Raw genomic sequence first — 13721 nt, 5'->3', positions numbered from 1 at the left:
AGTTAACCTTTGCCCCGACGGGGCTGTCATTCCCGCCCCGCCGGGGCCAGTGTCCGCCCGGGTGATACACGGCCCGCCCGGCCCGCGCAACAATCGCCGGGCGATCCCTGGGCGGCCCGCCGCCACCCGCCATTGTTTCCAGACCGCGCGCAATCGCCCGAAACGCTTTCCCCGCAAGCGCGGCCCGTGCTAGGCCAAGCACCACACAGCCCAGCGAAAGAGCCCGATGCGTTTCCTCGCCATCCTGACCCTGCGCAACGAGGCGGCCTTCCTGCTGGAATGGCTGGCGCATCACCGCGCCTGCGGTTTTACAGATTTCCTCGTGTTTTCCAACGATTGCACGGATGGCACCGATGCGATGCTGGACCGGCTGCAAGCCATGGGACAGCTGACCCACATCCGCAACATCGGCCCTTTCCCCGAAGGCCCGCAATGGGCGGCACTGAAACAGGCCGACCGTCACCCGCTGATGGCCGCCGCCGACTGGGTGCTTGTGTCGGACATCGACGAATTCGTGAACATTCACGCGGGCGACCGCACCCTGCCCGCCCTGCTGGCGGCCCTGCCGGATGCCACCGCGATCCCCCTGACCTGGCGCATGTTCGGCAATGCCGGTGTCACCGCCTTCACCGACGCGCCCGTCACCGCAACCTTCACCCGCGCCGCCCCCGCCGTGCTTTACTGGCCATGGCGGGCGGCGCTGTTCAAGACGCTGTTCCGCAATGACGGCAGCTACCGCAAGCTGGGCGTCCACCGCCCGCGCAGCCCCGACAAGACCCGCCTGCCCGCCCAACGCTGGTTCGACGGATCGGGCCGCGAACTGCCCCCCCTGTTCCACACCCAGCGGCTGTTTTCGGTCTTTGGCCAGGACAACTACCAGCTGGTGCAGCTCAACCACTACGCCCTTGGCGCGATGGAAAGCTACATCGTGAAATGCGACCGGGGCCGCGCCAACCGCGAGGCTTCGACCTTTGACATGGGCTATTGGGTGGACCGCAACTTCTGCGACACCGAGGATGCCAGCATTGTGGCCATTGCCCCCCGCAGCGCCCCCCTGCTGGCCGAACTGAAATCCGACCCCGCACTGGCGCGCCTGCATGCCGAGGGCGTTGCGTGGCGCCACGCCCGCTTTGCCGCCCTGATGGCCGAGGAACCCTGGCGCGCGCTTTATGGCCGCCTGCTGCTGACCCCCCCCAGCCGGGTGCTGACACCGGATGAGCTGCGCCCGATCTGGCAGCACAGCGGGGCCGCGCGGCTGACCTGACCACCGGCCACACCGGCGAAACAATCGCCCCGCACTGTTCGCGGATTTCCGCCAACTGCCGCATCTCTGCCCCATTGCCCGCATGCTTTCGCCGCGCCACACTGGCAGCCTTGATGACCAGATCCGGTGTCACCCGCCGGATTTTCTGCGCAAAGGTTGAGAAAATGTCTGTTGATGTGCCTGTATCGCCCGCTGCGGCCCCCGATGCCGCCGGGGCGACCGACCGTGACTCCTGGCTTGCCCTGATGGATGACATCGGCGAGGAGGCCGGGTATTTTCAGCCGCTGGGCGATGCGCATTGGGCATTTTTCAGCGATCAAAGCCCGGTCTTGCTGGTCACGTTCGAATCATTGGCCGCCATCCGCGCCACACCGGGGCAAATGCCCGCAGGCCATGCCATCGCCGCGGCAAAAGGCTGGTCGCATCTGTGCCTGATCGCCGAGGGTGACACCTGGTATCGTGACGCCGCCGTCTACCGCTATTTCGACCGGCTGGTGGATGATGCGTTTTTCGAGGATTTCGACCGCGTGGTGTTCTATGGCTCGGGCATGGGGGGCTATGCCGCCTGCGCCTATTCCGTCACCGCCCCCGGGGCCACCGTGCTGGCCCTGCAACCCCGCGCCACGCTGGACCCGGCGGTGGCCGGATGGGACCGGCGCGACATGGCCAAACGCCGCCTGTCCTTCACCGACCGCTACGGTTTCGCCCCCGACATGACCGAGGGCACCGGCGAGGTGTTCGTGCTGCATGACCCGGCGCAACCGCTGGACGCCATGCATGCGGCCCTGTTCACCAAACCCTATGTCACACAACTGCGCTGCCGCCACCTGACCCGCCGGGCCGACCTGCCGCAGGCACTGACCCAGATGAACATCCTGTCGCAGCTGATCGAGGCCGCCTGCGAAGGCCGCATGTCAGCCCCGCTGTTTCACAGCCTCTGGCGCGGGCGACGGCAATACGGCCCTTATCTGCGCACGCTCTGGGCGCTGACCGAGGGCCGCCCGGCGCGCGAGATCATGGTGTGCCGTTCGGTCAGCCAGCGGCTCAACGCGCCGCGTTTCCGCAAGCGGCTGGCCGAACTGGAAAGCGCCGCCGCCGCAGGCCCAGCCACAAGTTCAGCCACGCTGTAAGGTCAGTAAGGCTGTGACATCAGCCACAGATCCGCCGCGCGCTGCTGCGTCAGACGCGCGCGGCAGGAATAGATGATCATCGGCTCTGCCGACCCGCCGTGAAAGGCATAGCCCTCGGCGGCGCAGGTGGCATCGCGGAACGTCACCCAGGCGCGCTGGCCGTTGCGCAACTGTTCTTCCGCGCCGCGCTGCACCACCGGCAGGTTGGCGTCGATGGCGCGCATCATGTCGCGCGCCTCGCGGTAAGCGGCGTTCAGATCGTCATCTGCCACCAGCCAGTCCTGTTCGGCGCAAAAGGTCATCTCCACCTGCGTCTGCGCGGTGTTGCAGTTCACGTTCTGCGCGGCGACAGGCAGGGCGGCAAAGGCCAGAACGGCGGGCAGGATCAGCGGCAGCAAGCGGGACATCGGGGCACCTTCGGCTTGGATCAGATGCCAACCAAACACCAATCGCGCCCGCCGCGCCAGCGGTTTGCACCCCCGCTATTTGCGCCCGTGCTACCGCCACCGCCGCAAAGCCACTGGAATCCGCAGCCCTGATGCGCTACGCGCAAGCGCATGAGCCTCAGCATCACCATCCGCCGCCCCGATGACATGCACCTGCACCTGCGCGACGGCGCGGTTCTGCAAGGTGTGCTGCCCGAAACCACCCGGCATTTCGCCCGCGCAATCATCATGCCCAATCTGGTGCCCCCCGTGGTGACGGCCGCCGATGCCGCGGCCTACCGCGACCGCATCATGGCCGCCTTGCCCGAAGGCGCGGTGTTCGAGCCCCTGATGACCCTCTATCTGACCGAAGACACCGACCCCGCCGATGTGGCCGCCGCCCATGCCAGCGGTCTGGTGAAGGCGGTGAAGCTTTACCCCGCCGGGGCCACCACCAACAGCCACGGTGGCGTGCGCGATTTCGCCCGCGTGCGCGCCGTGCTGGACAGGATGGCCGAGATCGGCCTGCCCCTGTGCATCCATGGCGAGGTGACGACACCCGAGGTTGACATCTTTGACCGCGAGGCCGTGTTCATCGACACCGTGCTGGAGCCCCTGCGCCGCGCGAACCCCGGCCTGCGCGTGGTGATGGAGCATATCACCACAGCCGAGGGCGTGGCCTATGCGCGGTCGGGCGGCGATGATCTGGCCGCCACGATCACGACGCATCACCTGATCATCAACCGCAATCATATACTGGTAGGCGGGATCAAGCCGCACTACTACTGCCTGCCGGTGGCGAAGCGCGAGGAGCACCGTCTGGCGCTGCGCCAAGCGGCCACATCGGGCGAGGCGCGGTTTTTCCTTGGCACCGATTCCGCCCCGCATGTGGACGCGCTGAAGGAACATGCCTGCGGCTGTGCCGGCTGTTTCACCGCCACGAACACAATGCCCATTCTGGCCCACGTGTTCGAAGAGATGGGCGCGCTGGACCGGCTGGAGGCGTTCTGCGCCCTGAACGGTGCCGGGTTCTACGGCCTGCCGCTGACCGAGGCGCGCCTGACGCTGACGCGCGGCGCGGCGCTGGAACTGCCCGACAAGATCCTGACCGAGGCCGGGCCGGTGACGGTCTTCGACCCCGGCTTCGCGCTGCACTGGCATGTGGACGCCTGAGGCCGGGGGTGCCGCCTCGGGGGGCATCGAGCCCCCGCTTGGCGGCGCTGCCGCGCGCGGGGCTGGTGGCCGGTCGCTGTTTGCCGGGCGGCGGAGGCCTCCGGCGGGGATATTTTGAGACAGAAAATGCAGACAGAAGAAGGACGATGCGCATGATCCCTACCGCTTTCCCGCCCCGCGAAGAGATCGCCCGGCTGACCGCGCGCATGCTGCTGGAGATCCGGGCTGTGCATTTCAATGCCGCCGAGCCGTTCATCCTGGCCTCGGGCCTGCCTTCGCCCACCTATATCGACTGCCGCAAGCTGATTTCCTATCCGCGCATCCGGTCCGCGCTGATGGATTTCCTGACCGTGACGGTGATGCGCGACGCGGGGTTCGAGGCGTTCGACAATATCGCGGGCGGCGAGACGGCGGGCATTCCCTTTGCGGCACTGGTGGCCGAACGGATGGCGCTGCCGATGACCTATGTGCGGAAAAAGCCCAAAGGTTACGGGCGCAATGCCCGCATCGAGGGTGCGATGACACCCGGGCAGCGCGTGCTGTTGGTGGAGGATCTGACGACCGACGGGGGCAGCAAGCTGTCCTTTGTCGATGCGATCCGCGAGACCGGGGCGGACTGCGCGCATACGGCGGTGATCTTTTACTATGGCATCTTTCCGGGCACCGAGGAGAGGCTGGCCGCGCATGGCGTGACGCTGCATCACCTGTGCACCTGGTGGGATGTGCTGGCCGAAGCCCGGGCGCAGGGCGCGTTTGATGCGGCCACGCTGGCCGAGGTGGAGGCGTTCCTGACCGCGCCCCGCCAATGGCAGGAGGCGCGGAAACCCGCCGACGTGACGACAGCGCCCTGAGCGGCTTGTGGAGAACCCTGTGACAGATTGGGGATAAGACAGAAGCGCCGCTGACCCGAATCGCGTTTCATGGTATGATGCATAGGCGACACCGCAAGATGTGGGAGACGGCGGCCATGTCACCGGCTTTTCCACAGGTTTTGCGGCAACTTTTCCACCGATCTTTCCCGGCTTGATCGGCACCGCACAGCCGCTATGCCGGGGGGCAAGAACAAGGGCAGCAGGGCTGACCGGGACTGGCGGGACCAATCCGCAGGGCCGGGATCGGACCGCAGAGACAGGGCAGAACATGAACGAGATCACGACTTTCCGGCCCAACCTGCCGGACACCGCCGGGCGGGCCGAAGGCGACACGCTGCCGCACAATATCGAGGCCGAACAGCAGTTGCTGGGTGTCATCCTGACCAACAACGAGGTCTATGACCGCATCTCATCCATCGTGAAGGCCGAGCATTTCTTTGACCCGGTGCATTGCCGGATTTTCGAGATCGCCTCGGCGCGGATATTGAAGAACGCTCTGGCCTCGCCGGTCACGCTGAAGGCGTTTCTGGAGGATGACGAAGGGCTGCGGCAACTGGGCGGGCCGGCCTATCTGGCACGTCTGGCGGGGGCGGCGATTTCGGCCTTTGCCGCGCGCGACTATGCGCAGATGATCTATGATCTGGCGGTGCGGCGCGAACTGATCGCCCTTGGCCGGGATATCTCGGCCAAGGCGGCCAAGGTGGATGTGGCCTCCGAGCCGAAGGAACAGATCGTCGAGGCGGAGCAGCGGCTTTACAAACTGGGCGAGCAGGGCCATGCGGAACGCGGGTTTCAAAGCTTCCTCAAGGCCGTGACCGATGCGGTGAACGTGGCCAATGCCGCCTATCAGCGCGATGGCGGGCTGGCGGGCATTTCCACCGGGTTGGTCGACCTGGACAAGAAGCTGGGCGGGCTGCACCCGTCTGACCTGTTGATCCTCGCGGGCCGCCCGTCGATGGGCAAGACCTCGCTGGCCACCAACATCGCCTTCAACATCGCCAAGGCCTACAAGCGCGGGCGCACCCATGACGGGCATGATGGCGCGGTGGAAGGCGGGGTGGTGGGCTTTTTCAGCCTGGAGATGAGCGCCGAGCAACTGGCGGCACGTATCCTGTCAGAAGCATCCGAAGTGCCGTCGGAACAGATCCGGCGCGGCGACATGACCGAGGCCGAGTTCCGCCGTTTCGTCGAGGCGGCGAAATCACTGGAGGCCTGCCCGCTGTATATCGACGACACGCCTGCCCTGCCGATCAGCCAGGTGGCGGCCCGCGCGCGGCGGCTGAAGCGCACGCACGGGCTTGATGTGCTGATGGTGGATTACCTGCAACTGCTGAAGGGCACGGGAAAAAACGACAACCGGGTGAACGAGGTGTCGGAAATCACCCAAGGGTTGAAGGCCATCGCCAAGGAGCTGAACATTCCCGTGGTCGCCCTGTCGCAGCTTTCCCGTCAGGTGGAAAGCCGCGAGGACAAGCGGCCCCAACTGAGTGACCTGCGCGAATCCGGCTCGATTGAACAGGATGCCGATGTGGTGATGTTCGTCTACCGCGACGAATATTACAAGGAACGCGAAAAGCCGGGCGATCACGATCTGGAGGCCATGGCGAAATGGCAGGCGATCATGGAGCAGGTCCATGGCAAGGCCGAGGTCGTGATCGGCAAGCAGCGCCACGGGCCGATCGGCACGGTGGAGCTGAGCTTTGAAGGCCGCTTCACCCGCTTTGGCAATCTGGTGAAACCCTGGCAGCAGGACGGCGGGCGGTATTGATGCGGGCGCAACGGGCCCGCCCCGGCGGGGTGCAGGCCTGTCGTTCTTCATCGGATTGATAACGGAATCAACACCATGCTTCTGGGTTTCCATCACGCGGCCATCATCTGCTCTGACTATGCCCGGTCGCGGCATTTCTATGTTGACGTGCTGGGCCTGCGGGTGATTGCCGAAACCAACCGGGTGGAGCGGCAGTCGATGAAGCTGGATCTTGCCCTGCCCGATGGCGGGCAGATCGAGCTGTTTTCGTTCCCCAACCCCCCGCCGCGCCCCTCGCGCCCCGAGGCGCAGGGCCTGCGGCATCTGTGCTTTGCCGTGGCGGATGTGGAGGCCTGCAAAGCCTGGCTGGAGGAGCTGGGCGTGGCGGTGGAGGAGGTGCGGGTGGATGCGCTGACCGGGCGGCGGTTCACGTTTTTCGCGGACCCGGATGGGCTGCCGCTTGAGGTGTATGAGGGGTAGGGTGGTCTTAAAACCAATCAGAAGCACAATAATGAATTGGTTATGCGTTCTTTATTAGTGGGTAAGCCTTATTCAATGCATCCCTCAAGTGGATTTGCGACTTTCTGCCAAGAACCCGTTGAACCACATGCTGTTGCCTGACAATATCAAACTTTACGACGACAACAAACAACAAGTCTTCAAAGCTTGCGGCATTTCCACACCGACTTGGCATATCAAGTACAGCTTCAATCAGATCACTCGGGGTGCAATCAAATAAGCTTTTGGCATCGGCCTCGGATACGCTAAATGTCAAATCGTGCGCGACCTTGTTCCTTAACTTGTTGATCATTTTGATAGGCGCAGCAAGCTTCTTATCTATCAAACCCAGCGCCATCACAAGTTGGAACCTTTGGGCGAAACCCATTCTATCGACAGAAATTTCCTCTGGAAAGGGCAAGGCCTCGCGCACCATCTGCAAAACAATATGCTCGCAATATAAATGCGCTTGAATCAACTGATACGAGCGGTCTCCGCTAAACATCCTCTTGTGCATTTCATCGAAATCAAATGAAAAATTGCTGTTCTTGATGGCAATTTCGTCATCTGACATAGATAGCAACGCGAGGTCGTCTTCACTGATTGGCACAATAGCATGCGGAAACGACCTACCCTTCATAGATGAAGGCCTTTCTTCGATAAAGTTCTAGTTGAATTCTCCAATACAGTTTTCCGCGAACTTGTACGAAACACAAAGTCTTTCTTGCTTCCGCAAACTCCCATCGGCAGTTCGCCGTCCAAAAGCAAAAAAGGCACCCTCGCGGGTGCCCTTTCCGTAACCACATCCCGAAACCTCAGGCCGCTTCGCTGATGAACTTTACCGCGTCGCCGAAGGTCTGGATGGTTTCGGCCGCGTCATCCGGGATCTCGATGCCGAATTCTTCTTCGAACGCCATCACCAGCTCGACCGTATCAAGGCTGTCGGCGCCCAGATCGTCGATGAACGAGGCATTCTCAGTTACCTTGTCTTCCTCGACGCCAAGATGCTCGACGACGATCTTCTTAACCCGAACAGCGATGTCGCTCATTGTCAGTTCCTTATCCGTTGCGGGAGGTTTCCCGGTCTTCGTGTCCCTTGCCCCGAGGGGCGGTTCGTGCCGCGCCTTCGCGCGGTGCCACGGAAAACATGGTTCCGGGGTCTTCCTTCGCGCCTATAGCAAGGGGTGACGGGCTTGGCAAACGCTTTCCCGCGCGCCGCACCGCCGCCCCCGCGCGACCCGGTCAGAGCATGTCGCCGCCGCCGTTCACGTCCAGCGTGGCGCCTGTGATATAGGCAGCTTCCGCTGATGCGAGGAACAGCACGGCGGCGGCCACTTCCGCTGGTTCGCCCATCCGGCCCGCAGGCACGCCGGCCAGAATCTTGCCGCGCTGTTCGTCGTTCAGCTTGTCGGTCATGGCGGTGGCAATCAGGCCGGGGGCCACGCAATTCACCGTCACGCCCCGGCTGGCGATTTCCTGCGCCAGCGAGCGCGACATGCCCGCCACCCCGGCCTTGGCGGCGGCGTAATTGGCCTGCCCCGGGTTGCCTGCCTGGGCCACCACGGAAGTGATGTTGACGATGCGGCCCCAGCGCGCCTTCATCATGCCGCGCAGCACCCCACGGCAAAGCCGGAAGGTGGAGCCGAGGTTCACGGCAATCACCTGATCCCAGTCGTCATCTGACATGCGCATCATCAGCCCGTCACGGGTGATGCCTGCATTGTTCACCAGAATATCCACGGCGCCCATGGCGTCAGCCGCCTGTTTCGGCAGCGCATCCACCGCCGCCATGTCGGACAGGTCGCAGGGCAGCACATGGGCGCGGCTGCCCAGTTCCGCCGCCAGCGCCTCCAGCGGCCCGGCCCTTGTGCCCGACAGCGCAACCGAGGCGCCTGCCCCGTGCAGCGCCCGCGCCACTGCCCCGCCGATACCCCCCGAAGCGCCCGTCACCAGCGCCGATTTACCCGTCAGATCGAACATGATCATCCCCCATACAGATTTCGGCGTGTTTAGCAGCGGATTTTGCAGTTTTCCACCCGCGCTGTTTCTGGACAAGCGACATTCACCGAGGAAAAGTTGAAGGACGTTGCCGCTGCCACCACCATGCAACCACAGGCATGCAATGGCGCGCGGCAACCTGCCCGGTGCAACCGGAAGGCCTGACCGTCACCCCGCCACGGCTGCCGCCACATCCTCGGGCGTGCCCACGGCGCGGGTGGTGGCCCCGCTGACGATGCGCTTGATCATGCCCGACAGCGCCTTGCCCGCGCCGATTTCCCAGTAATCGGTCACGCCCGCACCCTCCATCCACAGCACGGATTCGCGCCAGCGGACAGAGCCTGTGACCTGCGCAATCAGCAGGGCGCGGATGCGGTCGGGTTCCGTCACCGCCTCGGCCCGCACATTCACCACCACCGGCACTTCGGGCGCGCTGATCACCACACCGGCCAGCGCCTCGCCCATCACCGCCGCCGCCGGGGCCATCAGCGAACAGTGAAAGGGGGCCGACACCGGCAGCAGTAGCGCGCGTTTGGCCCCGCGCGCCTTGGCGATCACCAGCGCGCGCTCCACCGCCTCGCGGTGGCCCGAAACCACCACCTGCCCGGGGTCATTGTCATTTGCGGCCTGGCAGACCTGCGAACCCGCAGCCTCGGCCGCGACCTCGGCCGCGGTGGCGAAATCAAGGCCCAGCAGGGCGGCCATCGCGCCCACGCCCACCGGCACGGCCTCTTGCATCGCGGCCCCCCGGATGCGCAGCAGGCGGGCGGTATCGGCCAGCGCCAGCGACCCCACGGCGCAAAGCGCCGAATATTCGCCCAGGCTGTGCCCGGCCACAAAAGCGGCGCTGTCGATGCCGATACCTTCGGATTTCAGCGCGGCCAGCGCCGCCATGGATGTGGCCATCAGCGCGGGCTGGGCGTTCTGCGTCAGTGTCAGATCATCGATCGCCCCATCCCAGATCAGCGCCGACAGCTTTTCGTCCAGCGCATCATCCACTTCGTCAAACACGGCCTTCGCAGCGGGATAGGCCTCGGCCAGGGCACGGCCCATGCCGATGGTCTGGGCCCCCTGCCCGGGGAAAACGAATGCGCGGGTCATGGCAATCTCCTGTTTGCTTTGCCCCGGCATAGCGCGAAGCGGCAAGCGCGTGCAATGTTTCGCACAAAAGCTGTGCGGGCGACGGTGTTCCGCCCCCTGCCCCGGGGTGCTATGCTGCGCTGCAACATGATCGCGGCCACGCGCAGGGCCGTCGCAACTTACCGGAGGCTTTCATGCCGCTCGCCAATACCACCCAATCCTATGGGTCGGTCGCCCGCATCCTGCACTGGCTGACCGCCCTGATGATCCTGACCGCAATACCGCTGGGGCTGATCGCCAATGACTTGCCCTATGACACGTCCGAGGCGCTGGCGCAGAAGGCGCAGCTGTTTTCCCTGCACAAGACGCTGGGGGTGGCGGTGTTCTTTGTCGCGCTGATCCGCATTCTGTGGGCGCTGGTGCAGACCCGCCCGCAGGCCCTGCACCCCGAACGGCGGGCGGAAACCGCGCTGGCCGAGGTGGCGCATTGGCTGCTGTATCTGTCGCTGGTCATCGTGCCCTTGTCGGGCTGGGTGGAACATGCCGCCACCACCGGCTTTGCGCCGATCCTGTGGCCGTTCGGTCAGGGCCTGCCCTTTGTGCCGCAATCGGTGACTGTGGCCGAAACGGCGGCGGCAATGCACTGGCTGTTCACGAAAATCCTGATCGTGACGATTCTGGCGCATGTTGCAGGCGCACTGAAACATCACCTGATCGACCGCGACGCCACGCTGCGGCGCATGATCTCGGGCCGCCCGGCGGGCAAGGCGCGCGCGCGGCACCGCAGCTGGCCCGCCGTGGCCGCAGCGGCGATCTATGCCGTGGGGGCAGGCGTGGCCTTTGCGCTGATGCCCGCGCATGAGGCACCGCAGCCCGCGCCGGTGGTGGCCGAGGCCCCTGCCCCGGCGACCACTTCTGCCGGGCCGAACTGGCAAGTCACCGAAGGCACCCTTGGCTTTGGCGTGCGCCAGATGGGGGCCGAGGTGCAGGGCAGCTTTGCCGACTGGACCGCCGCGATCGTGTTCGACGAGGCGGCGGTGGAGGGCAAGCACGGCACCGTCACCGTCAGCATCGCCACTGACAGCCTGACGCTGGGGTCAGTGACCGCGCAGGCCAAGACGGCGGATTTCCTTGACACCGCCACACACCCCGCTGCCACCTTCACCGCCGATATTCTGCCGGCGGATCAGGGCTATGTGGCCCAGGGCACCCTCAGCCTGCGCGGGGTGCAACAGCCCGTCAGCCTACCCTTCACCCTGACCATCACCGGCGACACGGCCACGATGCAGGGCAGCACCACGCTGGACCGCCGCGATTTTGGCATGGGGGCGAGTTACAGCGACGAGTCATCGGTGGGCTTTGGCGTGGTGGTGAATGTCACGCTGACGGCGCAGCGGGTGGAATAGGCACCCGCTGCGCGCGGGGGTTTGAAGGCAAGATGCTGCGCCTTTGATGCAAACCCTGTCGATTGAACGCCCGCGCGGGCCAAGACCGCGCTGGCCGAACCGGCGGCGCGGCTGTAACCTGGCCGCATGATGGTTCCGCTGATTTTGTTGCTGCTTTCGCTGGCAGGTGTGGCCTGGGCGGTTCTGCTGCCCGGGCTGGCCGATCTTTTGCTGCTGGCCGTGCCCTGCGCGCTGGCCAGTCTGTTTCTGCTGCTGCGGTCTGCGCGTGGCCGGGTGGCCAGGGCCCCGCGCTGGGTCGTGATTGACGGATCAAACGTGATGCACTGGCAGGATGGCACGCCGCGGATTGCCACGGTGCGGGCGGTGGTGGACCACCTGAAGGCGCAAGGTTACAGCCCCGGTGTGGTGTTCGACGCCAATGCGGGCCACCTGACCTCAGGGCGTTATCAGCATGACGGGGCGCTGGCGGCGCAGCTGGGCCTGCCCGCAGACCGGGTGATGGTGGTGGGCAAGGGCACGCAGGCCGACCCGGTGCTGCTGGCCGCCGCCCGCGACCTTGGCGCGCGCATCGTCAGCAACGACCGCTTCCGCGACTGGGCCGGAACGCACCCCGAGGTGCGCGAACCTGGGCATCTGATCCGAGGCCATTTTCACGCCGGCGCGCTGGTTCTGGAGCTTGAGCGCAGCGGCAGCTGACCACCGTGCAGCAAAAAGCCGCCGGGTTGCCCCGGCGGCCTGTTGTCATCCCGCAGGATGGATCACTCGGCTTTCATCGCCTCGACGCTGATCGTCACGGCCACTTCTTCGGACACGAAGGGCGCGAACATGCCGAGGCCATAGTCTGACCGCAGCAGCGTGGTGGTGGCGTTGAAGCCGGCCCAGGGCGTGCCCGCCATCGGGTGATCGCCGACCTGGTTCAGCACCGCATCCAGCACCACCGATTTCGTGACACCGTTCAGCGTCAGGTCGCCGGTGATCAGCGCGGTTTTCTCGCCGGTCACTTCGATGCCGGTCGAGGTGAATGTGACCATCTCGTCATCCGTCGCGCCGAAAAAGTCGGGAGACATGAAATGGTCAAACCGTTCCTGCCAGCCGGTCAGCATGGTGTTCACCGGGAAGGACACCGTCACCGACGATGCAGCCGGGTCGGCCTGATCGAACATGATCTCGCCGTTGAAGCCGGAAAACATGCCATAGCCAGTGGAAAAACCCAGGTGGTTGTAGGAAAACACGATCTGGCTGTGGCTGGCGTCCAGGGTGTATTTCTCGGGCGCGGCCTGTGCGGCGGTGCCAAGTGCCAGCGCCGATGCGAAAGCCAGGGCGGGGAAGAAACGGGTCATCGAAGTCTCCGGGTTGGGAAGGACGAATGCGTCTGGGGCATAGATGCACGCGCAGCATCGCCCAAGCAATTGCACAGACTTGAACATATTGTGTTCGCCCAGTCACAGCCACGGGGCACGCTGCGCCGCAGCAAGACCGCTTGACCCTTGCATCGCGGCAAAACGCCTGTATAAGGCCCCATCCTTCCGCACTCACGTGAACCGGCGCAGCCTCTCGTGGACGGGCCGCGGCAAGGATTTGGCCCGACCTATGAAATGCGCCTTGATAGAAATGGAGCTGACATGCCGCTTTACGAGCATGTTTTCATTGCGCGTCAGGATCTTTCCAACACGCAAGCCGAAGGCCTTATCGAACATTTCTCCGCAGTGATCGCAGACAACGGTGGCAAGATCGTTGAACACGAATACTGGGGCGTCAAGACGATGGCCTACAAGATCAACAAGAACCGCAAGGGCCACTATGCCTTTCTGAAATCGGATGCCCCCTCGGCGGCCGTGCAGGAAATGGAACGCCTGATGCGCCTGCATGACGACGTAATGCGCATTCTGACCATCAAGGTTGATGGCCATGCCGAAGGCCCGTCGGTGCAGATGCAGAAGCGCGACGAGCGTGAGCGCGGCGACCGTCCCGACCGTGGCGACCGCCCGGATCGCGGCGACCGTCCCGAGCGCAGCTTTGGCGGCGACCGTGGTGATCGCCCGGAACGCAGCGGTGGCGGCTTCGGCGGTGATCGTGGCGGCTTCGGCGGCGGCGACCGTCGGCGTTGATCAGGCAGGAAAGGACATAA

The 13721-nt window shown here is 64.7% G+C and carries 15 protein-coding genes; 9 read left to right on the top strand and 6 right to left on the bottom strand.

Annotated elements, in window-relative coordinates:
• Positions 1-226: 226 nt before the first annotated feature.
• Together GEU84_RS01050 and GEU84_RS01045 are read left to right on the top strand one after the other, a co-directional pair.
• Positions 227-1264 (top strand): glycosyltransferase family 2 protein, encoded by a 1038-nt coding sequence (locus GEU84_RS01050; protein ID WP_152823652.1) that lies wholly within the window; start codon positions 227-229, stop codon positions 1262-1264.
• Between the two features lie 164 nt (positions 1265-1428).
• Positions 1429-2394, top strand: coding sequence for a phosphoadenosine phosphosulfate reductase (locus tag GEU84_RS01045; protein ID WP_152823651.1), 966 nt, complete (start codon positions 1429-1431; stop codon positions 2392-2394).
• A gap of 2 nt (positions 2395-2396) precedes the next feature.
• Here GEU84_RS01045 and GEU84_RS01040 read toward each other — a convergent pair whose 3' ends face one another.
• Positions 2397-2801, bottom strand: coding sequence for a lysozyme inhibitor LprI family protein (locus GEU84_RS01040; protein ID WP_152823650.1), 405 nt, complete (start codon positions 2799-2801; stop codon positions 2397-2399).
• Positions 2802-2951: 150 nt separating this feature from the next.
• On the opposite strand from GEU84_RS01040, the gene pyrC reads away from it, so the two are divergent.
• The 4 genes from pyrC (at position 2952) to gloA2 (ending at position 7091) form a co-directional block, all read left to right on the top strand.
• Entirely contained in the window at positions 2952-3992 is a 1041-nt protein-coding gene (gene pyrC, locus GEU84_RS01035; protein WP_152823649.1) for a dihydroorotase, read from the top strand.
• Between the two features lie 152 nt (positions 3993-4144).
• Positions 4145-4843: an orotate phosphoribosyltransferase gene (locus GEU84_RS01030; protein WP_152823648.1), complete on the top strand. Its 699-nt coding sequence runs from the start codon at positions 4145-4147 to the stop codon at positions 4841-4843.
• A 289-nt stretch (positions 4844-5132) separates the two neighbouring features.
• Positions 5133-6632 (top strand): replicative DNA helicase, encoded by a 1500-nt coding sequence (locus GEU84_RS01025; RefSeq protein WP_174539248.1) that lies wholly within the window; start codon positions 5133-5135, stop codon positions 6630-6632.
• A gap of 75 nt (positions 6633-6707) precedes the next feature.
• Positions 6708-7091, top strand: a complete 384-nt coding sequence (gene gloA2, locus GEU84_RS01020) for an SMU1112c/YaeR family gloxylase I-like metalloprotein (protein WP_152823647.1) — start codon at positions 6708-6710, stop codon at positions 7089-7091.
• A 40-nt stretch (positions 7092-7131) separates the two neighbouring features.
• Here gloA2 and GEU84_RS01015 read toward each other — a convergent pair whose 3' ends face one another.
• The 4 genes from GEU84_RS01015 to fabD all read right to left on the bottom strand — a co-directional run bounded on the left by GEU84_RS01015 (position 7132) and on the right by fabD (position 10208).
• A complete protein-coding gene (locus tag GEU84_RS01015; protein WP_174539247.1) occupies positions 7132-7719 on the bottom strand; it encodes a hypothetical protein in 588 nt (195 codons plus the stop codon).
• A 205-nt stretch (positions 7720-7924) separates the two neighbouring features.
• On the bottom strand, positions 7925-8158 hold the full coding sequence (locus tag GEU84_RS01010; protein WP_152823645.1) for an acyl carrier protein: 234 nt from the start codon (positions 8156-8158) through the stop codon (positions 7925-7927).
• A gap of 193 nt (positions 8159-8351) precedes the next feature.
• Positions 8352-9089, bottom strand: coding sequence for a 3-oxoacyl-[acyl-carrier-protein] reductase (gene fabG, locus GEU84_RS01005; protein ID WP_152823644.1), 738 nt, complete (start codon positions 9087-9089; stop codon positions 8352-8354).
• Positions 9090-9275: 186 nt separating this feature from the next.
• A complete protein-coding gene (gene fabD / locus GEU84_RS01000; protein WP_152823643.1) occupies positions 9276-10208 on the bottom strand; it encodes an ACP S-malonyltransferase in 933 nt (310 codons plus the stop codon).
• 173 nt (positions 10209-10381) lie between these two features.
• Between fabD and GEU84_RS00995 the strand changes: the two genes are divergently transcribed.
• Positions 10382-11593 carry a cytochrome b/b6 domain-containing protein gene (locus GEU84_RS00995; RefSeq protein ID WP_152823642.1) on the top strand — a complete coding sequence of 404 codons (1212 nt, stop codon included), beginning with the start codon at positions 10382-10384 and terminating at the stop codon, positions 11591-11593.
• Between the two features lie 126 nt (positions 11594-11719).
• Positions 11720-12289: an NYN domain-containing protein gene (locus GEU84_RS00990; protein ID WP_152823641.1), complete on the top strand. Its 570-nt coding sequence runs from the start codon at positions 11720-11722 to the stop codon at positions 12287-12289.
• Between the two features lie 62 nt (positions 12290-12351).
• On the opposite strand, the gene GEU84_RS00985 is transcribed toward GEU84_RS00990, so the two are convergent.
• Positions 12352-12933, bottom strand: a complete 582-nt coding sequence (locus GEU84_RS00985) for a YceI family protein (RefSeq protein ID WP_152823640.1) — start codon at positions 12931-12933, stop codon at positions 12352-12354.
• A 282-nt stretch (positions 12934-13215) separates the two neighbouring features.
• Between GEU84_RS00985 and rpsF the strand changes: the two genes are divergently transcribed.
• Entirely contained in the window at positions 13216-13701 is a 486-nt protein-coding gene (gene rpsF, locus GEU84_RS00980) for a 30S ribosomal protein S6 (RefSeq protein WP_152823639.1), read from the top strand.
• Positions 13702-13721 lie beyond the last annotated feature (20 nt).

Origin of the sequence: Fertoeibacter niger (genome assembly GCF_009380135.2) — a bacterium.
Taxonomy (GTDB): domain Bacteria; phylum Pseudomonadota; class Alphaproteobacteria; order Rhodobacterales; family Rhodobacteraceae; genus Fertoeibacter; species Fertoeibacter niger.
The sequence above is the reverse complement of the archived record's forward strand: the minus strand, read 5'-3'. Positions and strand labels throughout refer to the sequence as shown.

Excerpts from the sequence above, each read along its gene's own strand:
- GEU84_RS01050 (WP_152823652.1), top strand. The coding sequence starts at position 227 with ATGCGTTTCCTCGCCATCCTGACCCTGCGCAACGAGGCGGCCTTCCTG.
- GEU84_RS01045 (WP_152823651.1), top strand. The coding sequence starts at position 1,429 with ATGTCTGTTGATGTGCCTGTATCGCCCGCTGCGGCCCCCGATGCCGCC.
- GEU84_RS01040 (WP_152823650.1), bottom strand. The coding sequence starts at position 2,801 with ATGTCCCGCTTGCTGCCGCTGATCCTGCCCGCCGTTCTGGCCTTTGCC.
- pyrC (WP_152823649.1), top strand. The coding sequence starts at position 2,952 with ATGAGCCTCAGCATCACCATCCGCCGCCCCGATGACATGCACCTGCAC.
- GEU84_RS01030 (WP_152823648.1), top strand. The coding sequence starts at position 4,145 with ATGATCCCTACCGCTTTCCCGCCCCGCGAAGAGATCGCCCGGCTGACC.
- GEU84_RS01025 (WP_174539248.1), top strand. The coding sequence starts at position 5,133 with ATGAACGAGATCACGACTTTCCGGCCCAACCTGCCGGACACCGCCGGG.
- gloA2 (WP_152823647.1), top strand. The coding sequence starts at position 6,708 with ATGCTTCTGGGTTTCCATCACGCGGCCATCATCTGCTCTGACTATGCC.
- GEU84_RS01010 (WP_152823645.1), bottom strand. The coding sequence starts at position 8,158 with ATGAGCGACATCGCTGTTCGGGTTAAGAAGATCGTCGTCGAGCATCTT.
- fabG (WP_152823644.1), bottom strand. The coding sequence starts at position 9,089 with ATGTTCGATCTGACGGGTAAATCGGCGCTGGTGACGGGCGCTTCGGGG.
- fabD (WP_152823643.1), bottom strand. The coding sequence starts at position 10,208 with ATGACCCGCGCATTCGTTTTCCCCGGGCAGGGGGCCCAGACCATCGGC.
- GEU84_RS00995 (WP_152823642.1), top strand. The coding sequence starts at position 10,382 with ATGCCGCTCGCCAATACCACCCAATCCTATGGGTCGGTCGCCCGCATC.
- GEU84_RS00990 (WP_152823641.1), top strand. The coding sequence starts at position 11,720 with ATGATGGTTCCGCTGATTTTGTTGCTGCTTTCGCTGGCAGGTGTGGCC.
- GEU84_RS00985 (WP_152823640.1), bottom strand. The coding sequence starts at position 12,933 with ATGACCCGTTTCTTCCCCGCCCTGGCTTTCGCATCGGCGCTGGCACTT.
- rpsF (WP_152823639.1), top strand. The coding sequence starts at position 13,216 with ATGCCGCTTTACGAGCATGTTTTCATTGCGCGTCAGGATCTTTCCAAC.